General features: G+C 51.5%; 26 protein-coding genes and 2 tRNA genes. 10 read left to right on the top strand and 18 right to left on the bottom strand.

All coding sequences use genetic code 11. From position 1 onward, the window contains the following. Positions 1–3 precede the first annotated feature (3 nt). The 9 genes from moaC to P8S54_RS01160 all read right to left on the bottom strand — a co-directional run bounded on the left by moaC (position 4) and on the right by P8S54_RS01160 (position 7,324). A complete protein-coding gene (moaC, locus tag P8S54_RS01200; RefSeq protein WP_281442890.1) occupies positions 4–801 on the bottom strand; it encodes a cyclic pyranopterin monophosphate synthase MoaC in 798 nt (265 codons plus the stop codon). A gap of 13 nt (positions 802–814) precedes the next feature. Then, a complete protein-coding gene (mobB, locus tag P8S54_RS01195; protein WP_281442889.1) occupies positions 815–1,366 on the bottom strand; it encodes a molybdopterin-guanine dinucleotide biosynthesis protein B in 552 nt (183 codons plus the stop codon). Between the two features lie 37 nt (positions 1,367–1,403). Continuing rightward, positions 1,404–2,633 carry a uracil-xanthine permease family protein gene (locus P8S54_RS01190; RefSeq protein ID WP_281442888.1) on the bottom strand — a complete coding sequence of 410 codons (1,230 nt, stop codon included), beginning with the start codon at positions 2,631–2,633 and terminating at the stop codon, positions 1,404–1,406. Between the two features lie 89 nt (positions 2,634–2,722). Continuing rightward, entirely contained in the window at positions 2,723–3,352 is a 630-nt protein-coding gene (gene upp, locus P8S54_RS01185) for a uracil phosphoribosyltransferase (RefSeq protein ID WP_009096193.1), read from the bottom strand. Positions 3,353–3,449: 97 nt separating this feature from the next. Beyond that, the gene (gene ung / locus P8S54_RS01180; protein WP_281442887.1) at positions 3,450–4,133 is read right to left on the bottom strand and encodes a uracil-DNA glycosylase; all 684 of its coding nucleotides are present in this window, start codon (positions 4,131–4,133) and stop codon (positions 3,450–3,452) included. 1 nt (position 4,134) lies between these two features. Beyond that, entirely contained in the window at positions 4,135–4,614 is a 480-nt protein-coding gene (gene gpt, locus P8S54_RS01175; protein ID WP_035539888.1) for a xanthine phosphoribosyltransferase, read from the bottom strand. Between the two features lie 8 nt (positions 4,615–4,622). Then, positions 4,623–5,168 carry an adenine phosphoribosyltransferase gene (locus P8S54_RS01170; RefSeq protein ID WP_009096200.1) on the bottom strand — a complete coding sequence of 182 codons (546 nt, stop codon included), beginning with the start codon at positions 5,166–5,168 and terminating at the stop codon, positions 4,623–4,625. 34 nt (positions 5,169–5,202) lie between these two features. After that, a complete protein-coding gene (locus tag P8S54_RS01165) occupies positions 5,203–6,501 on the bottom strand; it encodes an NCS2 family permease (RefSeq protein WP_009096201.1) in 1,299 nt (432 codons plus the stop codon). A 196-nt stretch (positions 6,502–6,697) separates the two neighbouring features. Beyond that, positions 6,698–7,324, bottom strand: a complete 627-nt coding sequence (locus P8S54_RS01160) for a riboflavin synthase subunit alpha (RefSeq protein ID WP_281442886.1) — start codon at positions 7,322–7,324, stop codon at positions 6,698–6,700. Positions 7,325–7,804: 480 nt separating this feature from the next. Here P8S54_RS01160 and P8S54_RS01155 point away from each other — a divergent pair, with 480 nt between their 5' ends. From P8S54_RS01155 to P8S54_RS01140, 4 genes are all read left to right on the top strand, one after another. Then, positions 7,805–8,848, top strand: a complete 1,044-nt coding sequence (locus tag P8S54_RS01155; RefSeq protein WP_281442885.1) for a methionine ABC transporter ATP-binding protein — start codon at positions 7,805–7,807, stop codon at positions 8,846–8,848. Further along, positions 8,829–9,482 carry a methionine ABC transporter permease gene (locus tag P8S54_RS01150; protein WP_281442884.1) on the top strand — a complete coding sequence of 218 codons (654 nt, stop codon included), beginning with the start codon at positions 8,829–8,831 and terminating at the stop codon, positions 9,480–9,482. Before P8S54_RS01155 ends, P8S54_RS01150 begins: the two co-directional genes overlap by 20 nt. Positions 9,483–9,585: 103 nt before the next feature. Further along, a complete protein-coding gene (locus P8S54_RS01145; RefSeq protein WP_281442883.1) occupies positions 9,586–10,377 on the top strand; it encodes a MetQ/NlpA family ABC transporter substrate-binding protein in 792 nt (263 codons plus the stop codon). Between the two features lie 107 nt (positions 10,378–10,484). Beyond that, positions 10,485–10,964 carry a GAF domain-containing protein gene (locus tag P8S54_RS01140; protein ID WP_281442882.1) on the top strand — a complete coding sequence of 160 codons (480 nt, stop codon included), beginning with the start codon at positions 10,485–10,487 and terminating at the stop codon, positions 10,962–10,964. Between the two features lie 61 nt (positions 10,965–11,025). Here P8S54_RS01140 and P8S54_RS01135 read toward each other — a convergent pair. The 3 genes from P8S54_RS01135 to P8S54_RS01125 form a co-directional block, all read right to left on the bottom strand. Next, positions 11,026–11,102 (bottom strand) — tRNA-Val (locus tag P8S54_RS01135). Between the two features lie 20 nt (positions 11,103–11,122). After that, a tRNA-Val gene (locus P8S54_RS01130) sits at positions 11,123–11,199 on the bottom strand. 175 nt (positions 11,200–11,374) lie between these two features. Next, on the bottom strand, positions 11,375–12,751 hold the full coding sequence (locus P8S54_RS01125) for a class II fumarate hydratase (protein WP_281442881.1): 1,377 nt from the start codon (positions 12,749–12,751) through the stop codon (positions 11,375–11,377). Between the two features lie 321 nt (positions 12,752–13,072). Here P8S54_RS01125 and P8S54_RS01120 point away from each other — a divergent pair, with 321 nt between their 5' ends. Beyond that, a complete protein-coding gene (locus P8S54_RS01120; protein WP_009096212.1) occupies positions 13,073–13,447 on the top strand; it encodes a phasin family protein in 375 nt (124 codons plus the stop codon). Positions 13,448–13,533: 86 nt separating this feature from the next. Here the strand turns inward: P8S54_RS01120 and hda are convergent, their stop codons facing one another. Then, the gene (gene hda / locus P8S54_RS01115; RefSeq protein ID WP_009096214.1) at positions 13,534–14,238 is read right to left on the bottom strand and encodes a DnaA regulatory inactivator Hda; all 705 of its coding nucleotides are present in this window, start codon (positions 14,236–14,238) and stop codon (positions 13,534–13,536) included. Next, the gene (locus P8S54_RS01110) at positions 14,235–15,347 is read right to left on the bottom strand and encodes an AI-2E family transporter (protein ID WP_281442880.1); all 1,113 of its coding nucleotides are present in this window, start codon (positions 15,345–15,347) and stop codon (positions 14,235–14,237) included. The genes hda and P8S54_RS01110 overlap by 4 nt, the downstream gene beginning before the upstream one ends. Before the next feature lie 220 nt (positions 15,348–15,567). Here P8S54_RS01110 and purM point away from each other — a divergent pair, with 220 nt between their 5' ends. Beyond that, positions 15,568–16,647 carry a phosphoribosylformylglycinamidine cyclo-ligase gene (purM, locus tag P8S54_RS01105; protein ID WP_281442879.1) on the top strand — a complete coding sequence of 360 codons (1,080 nt, stop codon included), beginning with the start codon at positions 15,568–15,570 and terminating at the stop codon, positions 16,645–16,647. Next, positions 16,644–17,387 (top strand): phosphoribosylglycinamide formyltransferase, encoded by a 744-nt coding sequence (gene purN, locus P8S54_RS01100; RefSeq protein ID WP_281442878.1) that lies wholly within the window; start codon positions 16,644–16,646, stop codon positions 17,385–17,387. Before purM ends, purN begins: the two co-directional genes overlap by 4 nt. A gap of 82 nt (positions 17,388–17,469) precedes the next feature. Here the strand turns inward: purN and dcd are convergent, their stop codons facing one another. The 4 genes from dcd to cobA form a co-directional block, all read right to left on the bottom strand. Then, on the bottom strand, positions 17,470–18,036 hold the full coding sequence (gene dcd / locus P8S54_RS01095; RefSeq protein ID WP_281442877.1) for a dCTP deaminase: 567 nt from the start codon (positions 18,034–18,036) through the stop codon (positions 17,470–17,472). Positions 18,037–18,047: 11 nt separating this feature from the next. Next, positions 18,048–18,848, bottom strand: a complete 801-nt coding sequence (gene apbC / locus P8S54_RS01090; protein WP_009096223.1) for an iron-sulfur cluster carrier protein ApbC — start codon at positions 18,846–18,848, stop codon at positions 18,048–18,050. Between the two features lie 144 nt (positions 18,849–18,992). Further along, positions 18,993–20,132 (bottom strand): kinesin, encoded by a 1,140-nt coding sequence (locus tag P8S54_RS01085; protein ID WP_281442876.1) that lies wholly within the window; start codon positions 20,130–20,132, stop codon positions 18,993–18,995. A gap of 170 nt (positions 20,133–20,302) precedes the next feature. Beyond that, positions 20,303–21,100: a uroporphyrinogen-III C-methyltransferase gene (gene cobA, locus P8S54_RS01080; RefSeq protein ID WP_281444051.1), complete on the bottom strand. Its 798-nt coding sequence runs from the start codon at positions 21,098–21,100 to the stop codon at positions 20,303–20,305. Between the two features lie 348 nt (positions 21,101–21,448). Here cobA and P8S54_RS01075 point away from each other — a divergent pair, with 348 nt between their 5' ends. From P8S54_RS01075 to P8S54_RS01065, 3 genes are read left to right on the top strand one after another with little or no spacing between them, the layout of a single operon-like run. Further along, on the top strand, positions 21,449–22,348 hold the full coding sequence (locus P8S54_RS01075) for a GGDEF domain-containing protein (protein ID WP_281442875.1): 900 nt from the start codon (positions 21,449–21,451) through the stop codon (positions 22,346–22,348). Positions 22,349–22,374: 26 nt separating this feature from the next. Beyond that, a complete protein-coding gene (locus P8S54_RS01070; RefSeq protein ID WP_281442874.1) occupies positions 22,375–22,713 on the top strand; it encodes a 4a-hydroxytetrahydrobiopterin dehydratase in 339 nt (112 codons plus the stop codon). After that, positions 22,714–23,904 carry an amino acid aminotransferase gene (locus tag P8S54_RS01065; protein ID WP_281442873.1) on the top strand — a complete coding sequence of 397 codons (1,191 nt, stop codon included), beginning with the start codon at positions 22,714–22,716 and terminating at the stop codon, positions 23,902–23,904. Positions 23,905–24,074: the final 170 nt, after the last annotated feature.

Here is a 24,074-nt window from a genome sequence, read left to right as displayed (position 1 = left end):
GGACTAGCCTCCCGTTACCGGCGGAAAGAAAGCAACTTCATCTTCATCGGTAATGCGCGACGTATCATTTGCCATCACTTGATTGATCGCACACAGCGCCCGTTGATCGGAAAGCACGCTAAACCGCGTATCCCGCTCGGCTAAGGCAGCTTTTAAACCTGCAACGTCACGGCTTGGCAACTTGTCAAGATGGATAGTTACATCGCTCTGCCCCACTCGTTCGCGCAGCTCAGCTAAGAACTTGACCCGCACACAGGGGGAAACACAGCGCTCGCCCAAGCGCACCTCACCCGTCGCCCCTTCACCGGTCACGATAGGCGCAGCGGTAGGCGCACGCTGGTAGTCACCGCGCACACCTCCGCGCTTACTATCTAGCTGAACGGCCTCGATACGCATCTCTTTGTCTACGGCCTTGCACATATCGTAAAGCGTCAAACACGCCACAGAGACGGCAGTAAGCGCTTCCATTTCTACACCCGTACGGCCATTGAGCCGACAAAGTGCCGAAACATTTACCCAGCCATTGGCATGGTCAACGTCAAAATCAACCGACACTTTGGAAAGCGCCAGCGCATGGCAGAGCGGAATCAGCTCATGGGTACGCTTTGCCGCCTGAATGCCAGCAATACGAGCTGTAGCCAGCACATCCCCTTTTGGCAGCGCGCCATCACTTAACAGCTGAAGAGTTTCTGGATGCATCACAATACGGCCAGAAGCCACCGCTTCGCGGCGCGTTTCATGCTTATCACCGACATCCACCATATTGGCTTCGCCATGGGTATTGAGGTGGGTTAGCTGCATAACATTACCTTTTTTAAAAAACCACGGTACGGGATTGATCATTCACCCAGCTAATCACCCACTGAGTAACCGCCTCGATATCATCCAGATTAAGATGCGCTACCGTTGCGCTTAATGCTAGAGGCGCTGGCCCAATAGTGGCCACCGCCTGCACCCACTCATTGCTTACAATAGAAGGGTCGCCTATGCCTTCACGGTAGAGTACGAGCTTGGGGATTGGCCAGGCTTTAAAGCCCTCAACAATGACAAGATCAGGCTGGTGAGGAACCATCATTGCCAGCAACTTGCTCAAATCGGGCTCTGCTTGACCGGGGGTTTCTTGCATTAACGCGAAACGTTGCCGAGAAGCGATCAACATTGGCGCCGCACCGGCTTGACGAAGCTGATAGCTATCCTTGCCAGGCTTGTCTATATCGAAGCTGTGGTGAGCGTGCTTAATCACCCCCACCTCTAGCCCATGCGCTCGCAAACGCGGTAATACTTGGGCTAACAGGGTGGTTTTGCCCGTACCGCTCCAAGCCGCAACCCCTAGCACTGGGAACGGGCTATCGATTGAGGTTTTCATGACCGGCACCGTTATTTTATTTAGCGTTTCAATGAGGCTATTCGCCCTCTTTTTCAGCAGGTAGCAGCCAGTTTAACGCAATGCCCACCAGTGCCGCCAAACTAACGCCCTGCAAGGTAAATTGGCCACCGCCGAACTGCATCCCACCAATACCAAACACTAAGATTAGCGACACCACCACCAAATTACGCGCAGCCGTGAGCGACTGCCCAGCCCGTACTAGCGTGTTCATCCCCACAACAGCGATAGAACCAAACAGCAGCGTCATGATCCCCCCCATGACGGGGCCAGGGATAGTTTGCAGAAACGCGCCCAACTTGCCCACAAAGGCCAAGATGATGGCAATAACGGCCGCAACCACCATATAACGAGGATTAAATGCCCGCGTTAAAGTGACCGCACCAGTCACTTCAGAGTAGGTCGTGTTAGGTGGCCCACCAAATAGAGCTGCTGTGGTGGTAGCCAGGCCATCCCCTAGTAGCGTGCGGTGCAAGCCAGGTTTTTCCAGGTAATTCTTACGGGTTACCGAGCCAATCGCCACCATGTCACCAATGTGCTCTACCGCAGGTGCAATCGCCACTGGAATCATGAATAGAATCGCCGCCCAGTGAAAGCTGGGTGCGGTAAAACTAGGCAGTGCCAACCAAGCCGCGTTATGTACCGGAGAAAAATCCACCACACCCATTATCAATGCCAAAATATAGCCTGTGGCAATACCCCCCATTATAGGCACGAGGCGCAATATCCCACGCCCAAACACGGCAAGTATCAGAGTAACCACCAAGCTTGCCATCGATAGAAAAATCGCCTGCCCGTAACCGATATTATCGCTGGTCTCACCCGTGGCCATGCTCACTGCAACAGGTGCTAAGGCTAAGCCGATGACCATAATCACCGGCCCAACCACCACAGGCGGCAGCAAACGGTGCAGCCATGCTGTCCCTTTCAAACGAACGGCTTGTGAAATAGCCACATATACAAGACCCGCTGCCATTAAACCGCCCATGGTGGCGGAAACACCAAAACTCGCAATCGAACCTTGAATCGGTGCGATAAATGCAAATGAGGAGGCGAGAAAGACAGGAACGGTTTGTTTGGTCACCCCATGAAAAACAAGCGTACCCACCCCTGCGGTAAACAGCGCCACGCTTGGGTCCAAGCCCGTTAGCAGGGGCACCAGCACCAGGGCACCAAAAGCCACAAACAGCATTTGCGCCCCGGTAAGTAGTGTCTTAGGCCACGACTCAGGATTAGCAGTGTTACTCATCTTCAGGTTCCCATTGGTAAATTATGTGTAGTAACGGGCCAAAAAAATGCCCCTAACGCTAAGCGCAAGGGGCAATGTGGGGTAGCGGCTTAGCGCGTCCCGAATATCTTATCGCCAGCATCTCCCAAGCCCGGCACGATGTAGCCATTCTCATCGAGCCGCTCATCCACTGACGCGGTATAAATCTCAACCTCCGGGTATGCATCCTGTACGCGCTTAATGCCTTCCGGTGCCGCCACCAGCACAATCACTTTCATATGCGCGCAGCCACGCTCACGCAGCATATCCAGTGTGGCCACCATTGAACCCCCAGTGGCTAACATGGGGTCAATGACAATGGCCATACGCTCTTCGATGTCGTTAGCAAATTTGGCAAAGTACGGTACTGGCTCAAGTGTCTCTTCATCTCTGTAAAGTCCCACTACGCTTACCCGGGCACTTGGAATGAGGTCTGTTACCCCTTCCAACATACCTAGTCCTGCACGCAAGATAGGCACTACAGTGACTTTTTTACCTTTAAGGCGACGAGTCGCAATAGGCTCTCCATTCCAGCCATGAATCTCGTGATCCTCAAGCTCAAGACCCTTGGTTGCTTCATAGGTCAATAGCTTAGCCACCTCACCCGCTAGTTCACGGAAGCTCTTGGTGCTCAAATCAGCTTCCCGCATCAGTCCCAGTTTATGTTGAACAAGCGGATGGTTAATGGCATAGACACTCATGGGACTACCTCACTGCAGGAGATTCAGGATGGCGACTAGCGTCGCATCGACAGGCTTACAAAATTGCGCGCCATTCTACCCGCAACTGACCATTAGGTTAAGGGGTTTCCGGCAATTGCCACGCAATCGGCGAGCGCCCGTTATCTATCAAGAATTGGTTAGAACGGGAAAAGTGCTGATTACCAAAGAACCCCCGATGTGCTGATAACGGCGATGGGTGCGGGGACTCCAGCACTAAATGCCGCCCTTGATCAATCAGGGATTTTTTTTGGCGTGCATGGCTACCCCAAAGCAAGAAAACACAGGGGCCAGCATGTTGATTGATAGTTTCAATGGCGCGGTCGGTAAAAGGTTCCCACCCCTTCCCCCGATGAGATGCCGCATTGCCCTGCTCAACGGTTAGCGCTGTGTTCAACAGCAGCACACCCTGCCTGGCCCAATGCTCTAGAAACCCATGGCGAACCGGCGTAAAACCAACATCACTGGCCAACTCTTTATAGATATTTACCAGTGACGGCGGCACCTGAATACCAGGCTGTACAGAAAAACAGAGCCCATGGGCCTGATTAGGCCCATGGTAGGGGTCCTGCCCCAATATAACGACCTTAACCTCGCTCAACGGCGTCAGTTCAAATGCTCTAAACCAATTGGTTGAGTGAGGGTAGATAACTTTCTTGGCCGCTTTTTCCTGAGCCAAAAAGTGCTTCAAAGTCTTCATGTAGTCAGCCTGGAACTCTTGCCCAAGCCATTGATGCCAGTCGTTAGGTAAGGGGCTAGACATATTACTTTTTCATTTGATCGACGAGGGGTTCAACGTAGGCAATCCCCATATCCCAAGGGAACTGGATCCAACATTGTTGGCCCACTTCGGTAAGGTATTGATCTACCAAGGGGCGGCCATCCGGCTTAGCGTAAATAGTGACGAAATGAGCCTTGGGCAGCATTTTACGCACAGCACGTGCAGTTTTACCGGTATCGACTAGATCATCTACCAGCAGCCAACCGTCGCCATCATGGTCAACGCCTTTCATTATATCCAGACCACCCTGATCCATATGATCATAGCTCTTGATACAGACCGTATCGATCAGGCGAATATTCAGCTCCCTAGCAATCAGCGCCGCTGGAATTAACCCGCCACGCGTAATCGCCACAATGCCTTTAAAGTCACGCTCGATCATCTGGTGGCACAGCTGGCGCACATCGCGGTGCAATTGATCCCAGGAAACGGTGAAGTGTTGGTGATAGCGTTCGCTGCTCATAGGAGGCATTACTCGTCTTCGTTAAATGAACATACCGCGAATACGCTATAACCAGCATCGCGAATTTTCTGAGATCCACCCAGTTCAGGCAAATCAATAATCGTTGCGGTCTCAACAACGTGGCCGCCGCTGCGCTGAATCAGATTAGCAGCCGCCAGCATGGTACCGCCGGTCGCAATAAGGTCATCCATCAGCAGAATCCGGTCATCTTTTTGAAAGGCATCCGAGTGAAGCTCAACTTCCGAATGACCATACTCAAGCGTGTAGGTTTCACTGATTGTTTTGAAAGGCAGTTTGCCCTTCTTGCGCACGGGTACAAAGCTGCAGCCCAGCTCGTAGGCTAACGGTGCACCAATAATAAACCCCCGTGCATCAATTGCCGCGATGGCATCTAAGTTCATCTCCTGGTAGCGGTGCACAAAGCTATCAATCAGCTTGCGAAAAGCAGCGCTGTTTTGTAGCAGGGGCGTAATGTCTCGAAAATTCACCCCCTGCTCGGGCCAGTCGGGAACCGTGCGAATAACGGACTTAATGTAATCGCCGTAGATGCTCATCGCGTCTCTCATTGATTAGTAAAAAAACAGGGTATTAACCCAAGAATAGGAATTTTGCCGCAAACAGCAGGGCCAATATAATCACCGCTGGATTCAAGTCTTTGAAACGACCCGACAGCGTTTTAATTGCCACAAAGCTGATAAACCCTAGCGCTATACCTTCCGCAATCGAGAACGTAAGCGGCATAGCCAGCGCAGCAATAAGCACTGGCGCAGCATCTGTGGGGTCTTCCCAGTTTGCGTGAGCCAAGCTGCCCGCCATTAACACCGCCACATAAAGCAGTGCCCCAGCGGTTGCGTAGGCGGGTATAGACCCAGCCAGCGGCGCAAAAAATAGACTGATGAGGAAAAGCACACCGACAACTACTGCGGTTAATCCCGTGCGGCCACCGGAGGCAATACCCGCTGTTGATTCAATGTAGCTGGTAGTGGTGGATGTACCCAGTGCAGCACCCGCCATGGACGCTGTGCTATCTGCCATCATAGCGCGACCAATGCGCGGCAGTTTGCCGTCTTTATCCAACAGCTTTCCACGATGAGCAACGCCCACCAAGGTGCCAGAGGTATCAAATAGATCAACAAACAAAAATGCAAAAATAACGCTCAGCATCGCTACATCAAGGGCGCCCATCAAATCCATTGCCATAAAGGTTGGCGCGACAGACGGCGGCATCGACATAATGCCACCATACTGGTTATGGCCAAAAAGCATCGCCAGCACAGTGACGCCTAAAATACCGATCATCACTGCACCAGTGACTTTCAGATACGCCAGCGCAGTAATAACAAAAAAGCCTAACAGCGCATAAAGCGCAGGCGGCTGGGAGAGGTCTCCCAACGCGACATAGGTTGCAGGATTAGACACCACAATACCGGCATTTTTAAGCGCAATCATCGCTAGAAAAAGGCCGATACCTGCCGCAATACCTAGGCGCAACGAGAGTGGAATTGAATTAATAATCCACTCACGCACTTTGAAAATACTCAGTAGGAAAAACGCAAAACCTGAGAAGAACACCGCCCCCAAGGCAGCCTCCCAGGTATACCCCATTCCCAATACAACGCCATAGGTAAAGAAGGCGTTTAGGCCCATACCAGGCGCTTGAGCAATAGGGTAGTTAGCCCACAGCCCCATGATGAAACAGCCAATCGCGGCGGCAACACAGGTGGCAACAAAGACGGCGCCATAATCCATCCCAGCTTCTGAAAGAATGCTTGGGTTAACGAAGATGATATACGCCATGGTGAGGAACGTGGTGATACCCGCAATCACCTCGGTCTTCACGTTTGTCTTCTGCTCGGTGAGCTTGAAGTAGTTATCCAGTAGTTTCATGTAGTTTTTGTCCTTCGCGCTAACGCTGAATGCGTCCCTTGGTGCGAGAAAAGCCGCACATACTACCGAAAGGTACTACGCGATGCGAGTACCTAACGTGCGGCTAGCTAAAGCGGGAATATTACCCACTACTTATTGGCTAGCAAACTTCGGGCCATGAATTAACCGATCGGTCAGGGGATGCGCAAATAGAAGCTTACCGGCGGCCTGCCAGTACCCGCTCAACGGTCTCTACGATTACCTGTGTTTGCGGATCAATCTCTATGTTGACCTGATCGCCAATGACACGCTCTTTTAACATGGTGCGTAGCAACGTTTCAGGAATTAAATTCACACTGAACTCAACCCCACCCCCATCAGGGCTAGGCCGCACATCGCCAACCGTTAAACTAATACCATCGACACCAATGTAGCCTTTCTCAAACACAAACCGACTAATCTCTTCAGGCAGTGAAAACCAAAGCCTACGGTTGTTTGGCGCTTCTTCAATTGCCACCACCCTCGCCATACAAATAATATGGCCTGACATTGAATGTCCGCCTATCTCATCCCCAAAACGTGCGGCACGCTCTATATTGACGCACTGACCTGGCGATATTGCACCAAGATTAGTCAATCTCAGCGTTTCACGCATCAGGTCGAAACTAACGTTATCCCCGTCTATCGCCGTTACGGTCAAGCAGACACCGTTATGGGCGACCGAGGCACCGATTGCCAAACCTTCACGCATCTCTGCTGGCAATGCGACAACATGGGTACGAAACTCCTCAAGCTCGCGCACCTCCACCACCTCTGCAATACCCTGCACAATGCCGGTAAACATATTGCCACTCCTTATCGAAACGCTCGTCTGTTTAAAATGCGTATGAAAATTTGCGCAAGCTTACTACTAATGCGCCGACCTTGTGCAGGTATGCCCTTTAACGCAGCGCCCAGCCACATGGTGGCTTAAACAATCGTTTTTACTGCTAGCGACTGCCTCTTACCCCTAAAAAAAGATTTCAGACCTAAAAAACAACGCCTAAACAGTTTAAAAATCCATTTATATGGCTAAAACACATAAAAACGAATGGTTTGGTTTGACAAACCACCCCAGCCTCTTTAGACTTTCGCCGCAAATGTAATGACGCCGATTTGTACCCAGATTGCGGGCGTCCACCAAGCCTACGGCGTGGTGAAGTGCAGCTAAAAGGGTGTGTCCAGCGTTGATGGCCACCCGTCAGGGTGGCCTTTTTTTGTTTCCCGCCCTACGATTGCCCCCTCGCACTCCCCCGTCTTCGGCCTACGATCTAAGGCAGACGCTATGATTGAGCTTAGTAACGTTAGTAAAACCTATGGCAGCGGCAAAAATGCCGTCTATGCCTTAAAAGAAGTTAATTTAACAATACCCAAAGGCACCATCCACGGCGTCATTGGCCTTTCCGGCGCAGGCAAGTCAACGCTCATTCGCTGCGTCAACCTTTTAGAGCGCCCCACTAGCGGCAGCGTTACGGTTGATGGTCAGGAAATGACGCTATTAAAGCGCTCCGCACTGAACCAAGCTCGCCATCGTATTGGCATGATTTTTCAGCACTTTAACCTGCTAACAACGCGTACGGTGTTTGATAATGTCGCGCTTCCCCTGGAGCTAATGGGCCAGAAACGCAGCGCTATTAAAGAACGCGTGCTGCCGCTGTTAGAGATGGTCGGCTTAGCCGATAAAGCCCAGCAGTACCCTGCCCAGCTCTCCGGTGGCCAAAAACAGCGCGTTGCGATTGCCCGCGCGTTAGCTAGTAAACCCAACGTACTGCTGTGCGACGAAGCCACTTCTGCCCTCGACCCACAGACAACGGGTTCTATTCTTGAGCTTTTAAGAAGCATTAATAAGCAGCTGGGTATTACTATTTTATTGATTACCCACGAGATGGAAGTGGTGAAGTCCATCTGCCACCGGGTTAGCTTAATTTCAGATGGCAAACTGGTTGAGGATGCCGAAGTAGGCGACTTTTTCACAGCGCCTACCACTCAGTTAGGACGGGAATTTCTCAATGACTTTTTACAGTTAAGCCCACCCAAAGAGCTTATTGAACGTCTCAACGACTCACCAGGCGAGCACACACACCCCGTGGTAAGGCTAACCTTCTCGGGGGATGCGGTTTCGACACCGCTTATATCTCGTCTTGCCCGTGAATGCGGTGTTGATGTAAGCATCTTGCAAGCCAAGGTCGAATCTATCCAAGAGCGCACGCTTGGGCTAATGATTGCCGAACTGCTAGGCACTCCCGCTCAAACCCAGGAAGCTATGGCGTATTTAGAAGCACATCAATTACAGGTAGAGGTACTGGGTCATGTCCAGCGCAATGTTTAATCTTATTTTACAAGCCACGCTGGATACGCTTTATATGGTGGCGATATCAGGGGTAATCTCAACACTGATTGGCCTGCCGCTTGGGGTCATGCTGTACGCAACACGCCCACGGCAAATTTTAGCCATGCCGGTGCTTAATCAGGTGCTAGGCATTGTTACTAATATTGGCCGCTCAATTCCCTTCATTATCCTGATGGTTGCGATTATTCCTTTCACCCGCATGCTAGTGGGCACATCTATTGGCATCAACGCCGCTTCGGTTCCGCTAACCATTGCCGCCATTCCTTTCGTTGCGCGGTTAATAGAAGGGGCACTTAATGAAATCTCCCCCGGCCTGATTGAATCGGCGCAGTCCATGGGCGCAACGCCTTGGCAAATCATTTGCAAGGTGCTTATCCCTGAAGCAAGGGGCGGCATTATTACAGGCTTAACAATTACTCTGGTTACCCTGGTTAGCTACTCTGCTATGGCCGGCGCTGTGGGCGGCGGTGGGCTTGGCGATCTTGGCATTCGCTATGGCTACAATCGCTTCAACCCAACCATCATGCTCATCACCGTCGTTATTTTGGTGGTGATGGTGCAGGGCTTCCAAAGCCTGGGCGATTATTTGGTGCGTAAAAGCGATCGAAAATAGCCATATAAAGCCAGGCCACAAATATAACTAAAACGCATTAGACATTTGTTTTTTATTACCCCATTATTGGATCAGCTTCCAATAACGCTTCAGGAGAAACGCTATGCAAAAAGTCATTATCGGCAGTCTCACCGCCCTTGCCTTGGCCATTAATGTCGCCAACGCCGAAACACGCACCATCAAGATGGGCACCGTGGCAGGCCCAGAAACTGAAGTGATGGAAGTAGCGGCTCGAATTGCAAAAGAAGAGTTCGACCTGAACGTCGAAATCATCGAGTTCACTGATTACGTTACCCCTAACGCCGCCTTAGCCGACGGCAGCCTTGACGCTAACGCCTATCAGCACGAACCCTACCTACAGGCGATGGTAAACGACCGCGGATATGACCTTGCGATTGCAGGCTACACGTTCGTCTACCCTATTGGCGCATACTCTGAAAAGTATGACAGTATCGATGATCTACCTGATGGCGCGCAGATTGCCCTGCCCAACGACCCCTCTAACGAAGGTCGTGCGCTGATACTGATGCACAACAAGGGGCTAATCACGCTGAATGACCCTAGCAACCTTGAAGCTACCCCCATTGATATCGCGGAAAATCCGCGCAACTTCCGCTTCCGGGAAATTGAAGCAGCGCAGTTGCCCCGCGTACTGCCCGATGTTGACCTTGCCTTCATTAATAATACCTTTGCCCAGCCAGCTGGCCTGCATCTTGACGACGCGCTGATTAAAGAAGGCCCAGAGTCTCCCTACGTAAACTTGATTGCCGTGCGCGGAGGGGATGAAGAGCGCGAAGATATCCGCCAGCTAGTAGATGCTTACCAGCGTGATGAAGTTATCGCTAAAGCTGAAGAGCTGTTCAAAGGCGGCGCTGTACCGGGCTGGATCGAGTAATTTCAGCCTCAAAGCACGCTGCATGTCACTAGCATCAGGCCAGCCTAAGGGCTGGCCTGATGTATTTTACCTCTTTCTATTTTAACCGCTTTAACCCAGGAGTCAGTATGGCCGCTGTGGATTATGCGCTGCTCAACCGCCAGCTTGAGTCACTGTTAGATACCCGGGACTGGTTAACCAACAGTGCCCAAACCTGCGCGTTTATTTACCAAGCCATTGGCGAGCTCAATTGGGTAGGTTTTTACCTGCAGCGCCAGCCTAATGTGCTTAGTCTAGGCCCTTTTCAAGGCAAGCCAGCCTGCAACCCTATTCCCTTCAATAAAGGGGTATGTGGTGCCGCCGCACGACAGCAAACCACCCAGCGAATTGACGATGTTCACGCTATCGCCGACCACATTGCCTGCGATGAAGCGTCGCGCTCAGAGTTGGTTATTCCCGTTATCGTAGATAACACATTGTGGGGAGTACTTGATCTGGATAGCCCGCAGCACACTCGCTTTAGCCAAGAAGACCAAGCTGGCATGGAAGCGCTAGTGGCTACTTTTATACGCCAAACCGACCTTCCTTGCGCGACCAACAACGACTAGCGCCCGCCTACCGGCACAAAAAAACGCCCCGTTCAAAGAACGAGGCGTTTTTATCGAATCTTGGTAGGACCAGGCGGATTTGAACCGCCGACCTCCACGATGTCAACGTGGCGCTCTAACCAACTGAGCTATGGTCCTGTAAAAAAGGCTGCATACATTGGTAGGACCAGGCGGATTTGAACCGCCGACCTCCACGATGTCAACGTGGCGCTCTAACCAACTGAGCTATGGTCCTGCTGTGCAACGGATGCGTATTCTACGGCTTCATAGCTGAATTGCAAGCTGTTTTTAAGTTTCTCAAGGGCAAAACGAAGCCGTTAAAAGGAAAAAAACGCGCTAATATCAGCACTCATCTACCCAGGTAGCTAATCTAAACACACGTGCTCACGCCGAATCGCAATGCATCGGTTCTACTCAGGCACTCCCCCTTTCGTGAGTTCGGCGGGATCTAGCAACCGCTCAAGCGTGTTTCGGTCGAGATCCGTCTCTTCTTCCGCCACATCAATAATTGGCCGCCCAGCGTGATAGGCTTTTTTGGCAATCGCAGCTGCCGCGTTATAGCCAATAGTACTATTTAGCGCGGTGACCAAAATAGGGTTACGCGCCAGCGGCTCTTGCAGATTATCTTCCCTTACTTTAAACGTTGCGATAGCACGCTCAGCAAGTAGGCGTGACGCATTACTCATCAGAGTAATCGACGTTAGCAGGTTAGAGGCTACTAGCGGCAACATAACATTAAGCTGGAAATTACCACTTTGCCCTGCCACGGTAATCGCTGCATCCAACCCGATTACCTGAGCGGCTGCTTGGGCCGCTGACTCCGGTATCACCGGGTTTACTTTTCCAGGCATGATGGAACTGCCTGGCTGCAACGCCTCCAACTCAATCTCGCCTAACCCCGCCAGTGGCCCCGAATTCATCCAGCGTAAGTCGTTGGCAATTTTCATAATGACGCATGCCAACCCCTTAAGCTGTCCCGACAACTCTACAGCGGCATCCTGAGACGAAAGGCTGGCAAAAAAACTATCGTTTGGCGTGAATGTGAGTCCGGTTTGCTGGCTAAGCTCACTTGCCATTTTTTCGGCAAACCCTGCGGGGGCGTTAATGCCTGTACCTACCGCGGTGCCACCCTGAGCCAGCCGGCACAGCCGTTGCATCGCGCTGTCAAACCGCTCAATGGCCTGGCTAACTTGGCTCGACCAAGCACCCAACTCTTGGTCCATACGCAGTGGCATGGCATCCATTAAGTGGGTACGGCCTGTTTTAACCACATGTGCGAGTGCTTCACCACGTTGATCAATGGTATCGCGTAATGTTAGTAGTGCCGGACGCAACGACGCCTGCACGGCAATGGCGGCTGAAAGGTGAATTGCCGTGGGTATCACATCATTACTCGACTGCCCCATATTAACGTGGTCATTCGGCGTGACTTCCAAGCCTTCGCGGGACGCCAGCGTCGCCAACACCTCATTGACATTCATATTGGTGGAGGTACCAGAACCTGTTTGATAAACATCAATAGGAAACTGATCATCATGCTCACCATTGATCACTGAATTTGCAGCTTTTTCAATCGCATTTGCACGTGTTTCATCCAGCAGCCCCAACTGGTGGTTAGTGCGCGCTGCGGCCAACTTTATGCGCGCAACCGCATGCACAAAGGCCGCAGGCATAGGCATGCCAGAAACCGGAAAATTGTTAATAGCCCGCTGGGTTTGAGCACCATAAAGCGCGTTAGCTGGCACCTCTAACTCGCCCATACTGTCTCGCTCAATGCGCATATTCATAATCTCACTCCTAGGTGGCAAACAGGGGATAAAAAGCTGAGCGTCTGCTGACGCTATCATTATTTCTAACCTAGCTGTCCCATTCGCATAGGTAAACACTGAGCTAAGAGAATGTTGATGGACTCCCTGTCAAACGTAAGACGAACCACATGTTGCACTGCACAAAACTAGCTGTTATGCTGCAACGCAAGATCAACGAGTCAGCTGCGGTGAACGCTTTACATGTAACCGTCGCTGAATAACCCACACTAACCGGCTCTGCTTGAAGCCAATAAGCACTAGCAGTTTCGATTAGTGAGTAACGGCACAGGAGTGTTTACTATGACGACTTTTAATACGAATGAAATGAACCAGCAGTTTGATAACTTTTTTATGGCTCCCCTTCGCGCTTACACTGCACTGAGCATTGACTACTCTGAAAAGATGTTGAATGCCCAGATGGATGCCAACAAGGCTTACGTTGATACTGGCATCGCACAAATGCGTCAGCTGTTAAGCGTTAAAGACGCTGAAGGCCTGCGCGGCTACATGGAAAGCCAGCAGAAAGTTGCTAAAGAGCTAGCCGAGCGCGTTAAGGGCGATACCGATAAGGTTGTTTCTTTGCAGCAGGACTTTTTGCAAAAAAGCCAAAAGCTGACTGAACAGAGTGTTAAGCAGGCTCAAACAGCTGCTAGCTCCATGAGCAAAACCGCTTAAGCAGTCAACACTGCTTAGCGTTTGCCATAACGCAGCCGGTTAATGCTTAAGAATTAAAACCCTCGCCAGCTTGCTGGCGGGGGTTTTTACCAATTTAGGGCTGACTTTACGAAGGGAATAGTAAGCTTACGCTTAGCAGACAACGACGCTTGATCTAACGTTTCCAGCGCCCGGCACAGCTCGCCCAATTCTCGTGGGCCACGATGCAATATATAGCGCCCCACATCCTCGGGTAGCTGCATACCACGTACATTGGCCCGTAGTTTTAACGCCCCTAACCGCTCAGCGTCGTCTAAGGGATTTAGATGAAAGGTAACCCCCCAGGTTAGTCGAGAGGCTAAATCTGGCAGCACTACCTCTAACTGCCTTGGGGGTGAGCTGGAAGCGATAATCAACGCTTTGCCCGCATCCCGCAGACGATTAAACGCATGGAATAGTGCCTCCTCCCAACGCTTCCGTCCTACCACATACTCCAAATCATCAATGGCTACTAGATCTAGGCGCTCAATTTCTTCAAGCATTAATGGCGGAAAATGACCAAGATCAGCAAGGGGTAAATAGAGCGCACGCTTATCCGCATCAGAGGCTGCGTGACAAGCCGCTTGCAAGAGGTGGCTACGCCCACTGCCTGGCGCGCCCCACAGGTATAAAAACGGCTCGGCCTCAGGTTGAAGCTGACGGGTAAAGTACTCGACTAATGCAGCGTTAGCGCTTGAGACATAGTAATTATTAAACGTCGCATCATCTCGCACCCCCACCCCTAGCGGTAGCTGCGCCGGCACTCGGCTCATGATGACTCCCTATCGTCGTAAAGACCAAGCCCATCATGGCGTGCTGGATGTTCTAATGAGCTTTGTTCAGCATCATAAAGGGCACTTTCTTTGTAGCAATCCTTAACTTCTCGCAGAAGAACCATAATAACAGCTGCTGCAGGAAGGGCTAATAGTACGCCAGTTAGCCCGAAAAGGTTACCGCCAGCCAATACAGCAAAAATAACCGCGACAGGGTGCAAACCAATTTTATCGCCCAACAACTTTGGCTGCAGCACGGCGCTCTCTACAATTTGCCCCGTGGTGAATACCGCCAATACACCCAGCAGCGGCCACCATGAATCAAATTGAAACAGAGCAACAATTAGCGCAATCCCCAGCCCTACAATAAATCCTAGGAACGGCACGATACTCACCAGCCCTGAAACAACACCGATCAGTAAGCCAAAGTTGAGCCCCATTACCGTCAAACCTAGGGCGTAGATAATACCCAAACACAGCATGACCAGCAGCTGCCCGCGTAAAAAGGCCGATAAGACATCATCGCAACGTTTAGCTAAACGATACGTTTCATCGACCCACTGCCGCGGGATTAAGTCCGCAATGCTTGCCAGCAGACGGCTCCAGTCAAGTAATAAGTAAAAGGTTACGACTGGAATGAGCGCAACGTAGGTAATCCACGTAGCAAAAGCCATTCCCGAGCGGCCAATTTGTCCCAATGCCTGGGCTAAATACCCGCCTGCATCTTGCCAGTGCTCCGAGAGCGTCTCCTGCACATTATCCAACTCAGCACGGACGTCGTACCCTGTCCACTCCTGCACCTGGGGCGCCAGCACATTTTCAAACCATTCGAAAACACCGGGAACCGCATCACCCAACTGCTTTATCTGCTGCACAATAAGAGGTATGAAAATCAGCATACTGATCGCTAGCACCAGCAAGATGATTAAAAACACGCTAGAGACTGCCAGCGGCCGATTCATTCCCCACCGCTGAAAGCGATTGGCAATTGGATCAAATAGATAGGCAATTATCATTCCAGCAATAAACGGCATCAGCATTGCATCCAGCAAATACACTAGCCCCACTAGCAGCAACAATATAACGACGCCCCACCACGAATTTCGCATTCTGTTTGTCTCCCTCCTGGATAGATGGTTAGCCACCTAGCGCGCTGAATGATGAGCGGCTTAGCGTTTGAATAGTAACAAAAGTAGCGCCTCACGCATCGGATAACGCCACTCATCGATGCGGCTTACGCCTCTGGATGGTACAATCTGCCCGTTATTGCCCCAGCACTGGCCAATTCGCCAGCACTACCGCACTGCTATAGGCTTCACAGGATCTGTCATGACCGAGACCTCCACTTCTCAGGCTACTCCTTCACTCAGCTATAAAGACGCAGGTGTCGACATTGATGCCGGCAACGCGCTGGTTGAACGCATCAAACACGTTGCTAAACGCACTTCACGCCCTGAAGTGATGGGCGGGCTAGGAGGCTTTGGCGCGCTTTGTGAGCTGCCTGCAGGCTATAAGCAACCGGTTCTAGTATCCGGAACCGATGGCGTAGGTACCAAGCTGCGGCTTGCTATGGATCTTGGCAAGCATGACACCATTGGCATCGATTTAGTGGCAATGTGCGTCAACGATTTGATTGTAGCCGGTGCCGAACCCCTGCTGTTTCTTGACTACTATGCCACGGGCAAGCTGGATGTGGATATCGCCGCTGATGTTGTCACAGGCATTGGTGCAGGCTGCGAACAGGCTGGCTGCGCCCTCGTAGGTGGCGAAACGGCTGAAATGCCTGGCATGTATGAAGGCAATGACTACGACTTGGCAGGCTTCTGCGTTGGCGTGGTTGAAAAAGCTGACATTTTAGATGGTAGCAAGGTCAGTGAAGGCGACATTTTGCTTGGGTTAGCTTCTTCCGGCCCTCACTCCAACGGCTATTCACTTATCCGCAAAATTTTAGACGTCAGCAATGCATCGCTGGACGAAACGGTTGATGGCAAGCCCCTGGGCGATGCGTTGATGGCCCCCACCCGTATCTACGTAAAATCGCTGCTATCGATGATGCGCGGCACCGATATTCCGGTGCACGCGCTTTCGCATATTACGGGTGGCGGTTTACTGGAAAATATTCCTCGTGTTCTTCCAGACAGCCTGGCTGCCGAAGTTGACCTTTCTACTTGGCAGCGCCCAGAGGTATTTAACTGGTTACAGGCTAAGGGCAACGTTAACGAAACCGAAATGCATCGTGTGCTCAACTGCGGTATCGGCATGGTTGTTGTAGTGCCCGCTGAGCAGGCGAAAAATGCCATGGCTCACCTTCAAGCCCAAGGCGAAACGGTCTACCAGATCGGGCAAATTATTGCACGCCAAGGGGAAGCCGTTGTGCTCCAGAACGGATTGGAGAACTCTCCGGCATGAGCAGCACCGAGTATCAAAGCGACACCCTAAATGGCATGACACCAGAGCCTGCCGAAGCACGTCGCATAGTGGTTTTGATTTCTGGTAGCGGCAGCAATCTACAGGCACTTATCGACGCACAAAGCCATGACCGCCTGAGCGGTGAGATTGTAGCGGTTATCTCGAACGAGCCCGGTGCCTACGGTCTCAAGCGTGCCCATGAAGCCGGTATTGAAGCCGTTGCACTGCCGCACCGGGAATACGATAGCCGTGAAGCGTATGACGGAGCGTTAATCAAGGTCATTGAGCGCCACGAGCCTGATGTCATTGTACTCGCCGGCTTTATGCGCATCTTATCGCCACGGTTTGTGCAGCGTTTTTTAGGCAAGATGCTCAATATACATCCCTCGCTACTGCCCGCTTACCAAGGGCTCAATACCCATGCGCGGGCACTCGCAGATGGCGTTTCTCATCACGGCTGTAGCGTCCACTTCGTCACCGAAGAGCTAGATGGTGGCCCTGTAGTGCTGCAAGCAGAGTTAAACGTGACACCGGATGACACGGTGGAAACCCTGAAAGAGAAGGTCCACGCTCGCGAGCATCTTATTTTGCCCATTGCCGTCGATTGGTTCCTTCAGGGCCGACTGCAGTTCAGTGCTGACGGCGCGTCTATGGATGGCCATCCGCTGCCGCCCTACGGTATGCGCTTATCCCATGCCGATGCTGCAGAAGAGCTCGATGAGGACATCGAACACAGCTAGTCCGCTATAACGCCATAAAAAAACGCCTTACTGTTCCACGTATGACGGAGCATGTAAGGCGTTTGTTGTTACAGGCAATAAATTAGGTGCGCGGCAGGGTAACCCCTCTTTGCCCCATGTACTTGCCACCCCTGTCTTTGTATGAGGTTTCACACACCTCGTCAGATTCCAAGAAGAGCATTTGCGCCACGCCCTCGTGGGCGTAAATCTTGGCTGGCAAATTCGTCGTGTTAGAGAACTCTAGTGTTACATGCCCTTCCCACTCGGGTTCTAGAGGCGTCACATTGACAATAATGCCGCAACGCGCGTAAGTGGATTTCCCAAGGCAAATCGTTAGCACGTTGCGGGGAATCCGAAAATACTCCACGGTACGCGCTAGCGCGAACGAGTTAGGCGGGATAACACATACATCACCCTTCACATCCACAAAGCTTTTATCATCAAACGCTTTGGGGTCGACAATAGCTGAGTGGATATTGGTAAACACCTTAAATTCATCTGCACAGCGCACATCATAGCCATAGCTTGAAGTGCCGTAGGAGATCACCCGCTGCTCGTTGACGTAGCGCACCTGCTCCGCTTCAAACGGCTCAATCATGGCATCACTCTGTGCCATGCGGCGAATCCATTTATCAGATTTGATACTCATCGGTTACTTCATCACTCGCTAAAAGAAATTGTGGGGCTGCCGCTTTCGTTGCCGCTCACGGCCTGCGCCACCTGCTTGGCAATCTCAGCAAACGTTTGGCTAACAGCGCTTTCTGGTTCGGCAATCACGCTGGGGCGACCGGAATCCGCAAACTCACGAATAGAGAGCGTGAGCGGCAAACGTCCTAATACGTTGGTTTCGTACTCTTCTGCAATACGCTCACCACCACCGGTACCGAAAATCGCTGCCTCATGGCCACAGTTTTCACAGTGGTAAAGGCTCATATTTTCAACAACACCAAGTACGGGCACGTTAACTTTGCGGAACATCTCAATGCCTTTGCGGGCATCTAGCAGTGCTATGTCCTGGGGCGTGGTAACAATAACGGCGCCAGCAACCGGCACTTTTTGAGCCAGAGTCAACTGGATATCCCCAGTACCTGGCGGCATATCAATGAGCAGGAAGTCCAGATTATCCCACTGGGTTTGGGTCAGCATCTGCTGGAACGCACCCACCACCATTGGCCCACGCCACACCATAGCCTCCCGGGTATTGACCATAAAGGCCATCGACATCGCTTGGAGCCCATGAGCCTCAAGCGGTAAGAACTTATTATCCGCAGCAGCCTGAGGCCGCACGCCTTCCTTAACACCCAACATTTGCGCCTGGCTTGGACCATAAACGTCAGCATCCAACACCCCAACACGGTAGCCTTGCGCTGAAAGAGCCAGTGCCAAGTTAACGGTGACTGTCGATTTACCAACGCCTCCCTTGCCCGACGCCACCGCTACAATATGTTTAACCCCATCCATAATTGGCACTCCTATCGTTGCAACCGTTGTTAGCTTTGGATGAATGATACTCCTCGGGGGCCTAATCATAAACCAACAACCAAAAAAGCGGATGTAGGGGTTAGCTACATCCGCTTCTTCAACGCGCTGACCTTAGCTTAGCAATTACTGTTGCTGTGCTTGCTCTTCAGTGTCATCGCTATCGTTTTCATCACCATCGCTCTCATCACCATCGTGCTCATCATCGCTGTCGCTCTCTTCCGCGCCTGCGAGGGTCGGCACTTCACCGCTTGCGGCACTATCAACTTCGCCTAAGCGCGCATCAAGGGCCGAGAGCTCGGTGCGCCACTCGTCAAGCTGAGCCTCTAAGCGTGCAAGTTGCTCTTCACGAGTCTCAATATCTCTTTCAACATTCGCGACCTCTTCACGCCCTATATCCAGCGCAACCATAAGGTCGTCCATCTCAGAGCGCACCTGGGTTAAGCTTTGCTCTTCTTCCTCGCGCAGCTCAGTCAGCGAATCAACTTCTTCCTGAATCGCATCACGCTCGCTGGTGGCAGATTCGCGCTCGCTACGGAGCTCTTCTAATTCGCTCTGCGCCGTTTCAATGTCTTCTTCTAGACTTGAGAGCTGCTCATTGGCATCGCTCACCTTAGTTTCCAGCTCTGCTAGGGCCTCTTCAGCGGCACTCATTTCTTGAACCGCTTCTTGCCGCTCCTCCTCAGCCTGTTGACGGGCTCCCTCAGCCTGCTGACGCGCTTCTTCAGCACTTTGGTGTGCATCTTCTATTTGTTGAAGTGTTGCTTGTGCTTCATCACGATCGCTGACGAGTTGATCACGCTCTTCGCGCAACGTCTGCATCTCGCTTTCAGCATTTTCTAGTTGCTCACTTAGGCTATTCACTTCTTCCTGTAACGTATCGCGCTCGGCCTCTAACTCCTCAAGACGCGCATCAACGCTACTAACATCTCGCTGCGCTGCCTCAAGGTTGGACTGCGCCTCGTCCTGCTGCTGCTCTAACGCCTGCAGCTCTTCGCGCATAGCCGTCAGGTCCATTTCAGCCTGCTCGACTTCTACTAAACGCTGGGTTAATTGGTTATTTTCTTGCTGAACATTAGCAAGACGACCTTCAAGCGTTTCAACACGCTCTTTGTGGGTGCCAGCATTCGATTGCGCCATAATCGCCCAGATAACAGCGATCGCGGCAATGCCTGCGATTCCTTTGACGCGGTTATCTTTAAACAGCGTTTTCATATCCGGCTTATTGGCCGGTGGTTGATGATCCGAGTGGTTTGCTTCTGACATGCTGCGTCCCTCTCTTTTATAAGCTACCGATTCCAGCAGCGTTAATAGGCATTTAAAGCGAGCTCACTATCCAAAAGTGTTCCTTACTAGCATACACAGCTAACAGCATCTAGCCAGTCGATGCGTAAACTCAATAGCCTATTAAGATTATAAGGCTCAAAGAAATTTGGCTATTCAGAGGCTTTGTAAGGAGTTTCAGGATGTTTACCTTCATCAAAGCCTACCGCACAGCCCTGCTGAGTCTCAAACCATGAAAGCGTTTCGTGTAGCCGCACAACACCGCCGATGACTAGCAGCGTGGGGGGGGTTATGGTTCCCGCGTAAAAGGCTTGGGGCAGCTGCTGTAAAGAGCCGATGTGGGTCTTTTGCTGCTGGGTCGTGCCTTGTTCAATCAGCGCTAATGGCGTTGAGGAATCTAACCCATGTTTTATTAACGCTTGGCAAATGGTGGCTAAATTGCTCAGCCCCATATAAAACACCAGGGTTTGGCCTGGCTGTGCCAATGTAGGCCAATCCAGCGTATTTTCTCCCTGCTGCAAATGGCCTGTAACGAAACGAACCGACTGTGCATGATCGCGATGGGTTAATGGAATGCCTGCGTACGCGGCACATCCCGAGGCTGCAGTAATACCGGGAATCACTTCGACCTTAACCTGGGCAGCCACCAGCGTCTCTAGCTCCTCACCGCCACGGCCAAAAATAAACGGGTCCCCCCCTTTCAAGCGGACTACCCGCCTCCCTTGCTGGGCCCAAGTAACTAACGCTTGGTTGATATCTTCCTGGGGCACGCTGTGGGAAGAGCGCGCTTTGCCCACATAAAAACGGGCCGCCTGTGCTGGCAGCATCGCTAATATTTCATCACTCACTAGCCGATCATAAAGCACCACTTCTGCTGCCTGAAGCCGCTTGTAGGCTTTAAGGGTTAATAGCTCTGGGTCGCCGGGGCCAGCGCCCACTAAACTTACCATGCCGTCGTGCCTGCCTACACCGGCACTCCTACTGCTTGCCCCCAAAGCATTTCTATTGCCGTCAGGATGATCGGCTTGCGCATTAACAACGTCCAAGGAGAACTCCAGCTATAAAAAATCAAATCTATATGCAAAAAAGTAATAAAATTCGTTTTAAAGTGCCAATACTTCTCTGTTCAGTACTTATACCCAGGACAGAAAAATACAATTTGTTATAAAAAATAATTTTTTAATGATAATTAACTATTAAAAATAATAGCATTGTCAGCAATGGCTTACATCTTTGCTAAGCATTTAGGGCTAACCTGTTCGATCAATTTTAATTGACATTTTTTTGGAGATTCACGCATGCCCGTGGATAACGTCATTTCTGCACCCCAGAGTGCCGATCTCCTGGTTCCCCTTATACCCGGGGTTGTGTTCCAGTTTTACCGGTCCCACTGCGGGCAGATGCGCTTTTCATATTTGGAAGGCGGTGGCGAATCGTTAAAGCACATCGACCGGCAGCAACTTGCAAAAGATGCCAATCAACTGATCAAACAGCTAACCGATAGCGACCACCCAAAAATCATGTCCGCCATCGAGCGCTCTGCACGATGGATGCTGCCGCTTTCAACACGCTTTCGGCTGCCTTTTCCAAACGCTAAACCTCGTTGGATAGCGGTTAGTGCTAAGCCAGAGCCAGCGGAAAATGGCGTTTTTTGGAACGGGATTATGATGGATATTACCGACCAAGTAGCAGAAGAGCAGCGGCTGCGTAAGCTATGCGATACGGATCCACTAACCGGTTTACCAAACCGCCGCAAGTTAATGCTGCATTTGAACCACTTATCCTCTCTCAGTGCACGCCATGGCACGCCCCTTTCGATCATGATGTTAGACATTGACCATTTTAAGCGGCTCAACGACCGCTGGGGTCACTTAGAGGGTGACAACGTACTTAAAAAGCTAGCCATACAAACCCAAGCATTGTTGCGCTGTGAAGATATGGTTGCCAGGCTAGGCGGGGAGGAGTTTATGGTCGTGTTGCCGCTAACACCGCTACAGCAGTGCCATAAACTCGCTGACCGGCTGCGTGACGCTATCGCCAATTACGATTTTGGCGTAGGCGCAGGCCAGGTAACTCTCAGCATTGGAGTGGCAGAATATCGCTGCGGAGAACCGCTTGACAGCTTAATTACCAGAGCCGATCAAGCCTTATACAGCGCTAAAGATATTGGCCGCGACTGTGTCTGCCTTCTACCCTGAGGAGAGGAAAACAACAGGAGTACATCATGTCGAAGCTCTCCCAAACGTCTTGCGAACCCTGTGGCGGCAATGCCGAACCGCTCTCTCCCCAAGCGTGCCAACAGCATCTTCAGGCACTTCCAGAGTGGCAGATTGTGAAGCACGATGGCATCATGAAGCTCACGAAACTCTTTTCGTTTCGTAACTTTGCTGATGCGCTTGCGTTTACCCAGCGCGTTGGCGATTTAGCAGAGCAGGCTGGGCACCACCCGGTGATTGTAACCCAATGGGGTAGTACCACAGTGACGTGGTGGTCCCATGAAATCAAAGGCCTGCATATTAATGACTTCATTCTTGCCGCCAGAACCGACGAGGTAGTCGAATAAATGTTTGAGCATATTGAGCGAGTCCCTGGAGATGCCATTCTCGGGCTGATCGAAGCTTTTAAAAAAGATACCAACCCGCAAAAAGTCGACCTAGGGGTTGGTGTATACCGCGATGACGCAGGCAACACCCCAGTGATGCGCGCCGTCAAAGAAGCTGAAGCTCGCCTGCTCAAGAATGAAACCACCAAGACCTACATTGGTTCTCACGGTGCTCCTGCCTATGGCGAAGCCGTTCTACCCATGGTGCTGGGCGCAGAGTCACCGGTATTAAAAGCTAAACGTGCCAGCGCTACCCAGTCACCCGGCGGTACCGGTGCACTTCGCTTAGCCGCTGATTTCGTGGCTACTCAGCTGCCTGGCAAAGGCATTTGGGTAAGCGACCCAACCTGGCCAAACCACCACGGTATTTTTACCGCTGCTGGCATTGAGCTGCACAAATATCCTTATGTCGACGCCGACAACCGCCTTGATTTTGATGGCATGTTGGCCGCATTGAAAAAAATACCGGAAGGCGATGTCGTGGTGCTCCACGCCTGTTGCCACAATCCAACCGGCTTTGATCTCTCAACAGAGCAGTGGCAAGAAGTGCTGGCCGTGCTGAGCGAACGCAAGCTGTTACCTCTGGTTGATTTTGCCTACCAGGGCTTTGGCCAAGGGTTAGATGAAGACGCTTACGGCGTGCGCCTGCTGGCAGAAAATTTAGATGAAGTTATTATCACCAGCTCGTGCTCTAAAAACTTCGGCATCTATTGTGAGCGTACCGGTTGTTTAATTACAGTGGCTAAAGATACCGAGCAAATGGAAAACGTACGCTCGCAAATTGCCATTGTTGCTCGCGAAAACTACTCCAATCCCCCCGCTCACGGCGGCGCAATTGTTAGCGAAATTCTCCATGATGCTGAGCTGACAAAAATGTGGCGTGAAGAGCTGACAGAAATGCGCGATCGCATTAATACGCTGCGTCGCGATTTTGTCGAAGCGCTCAAGCCCTATGGCCTCGACCAGAAGTACGCCTGCGTAGCTGAGCAACAGGGTATGTTCTCCTATACCGGATTAACTCCCGAACAGGTTGACCGCCTACGCGATGAGTTTGGTATTTACATGGTGCGTTCTGGCCGTGCCAACGTAGCAGGCTTCTCCCACGAAAACCTGCCCTACTTAGCCAAGGCTATTGCAGCGGTTAACGAATAAACCGTTAACACCGGCATGACTGCGCCCAGGCTTTCCGCCTGGGCGTTTTCTTTTATTTTTTATATACCTGCCTCTCAATCCTAAGCCTCATATTGTGTACAATTGCGCGCTTGCCGCCAGAGCCTGGGGCGCCCGTGCGGCGTCCAGCACAAAGCAATGCTTGACCGATT

It is taken from the genome of Halomonas sp. M1 (genome assembly GCF_029581375.1).
Taxonomy (GTDB): Bacteria; Pseudomonadota; Gammaproteobacteria; order Pseudomonadales; family Halomonadaceae; genus Vreelandella.
Note: the sequence above shows the minus strand (reverse complement) of the source record. Positions and strands in the feature narration are given on the sequence as shown.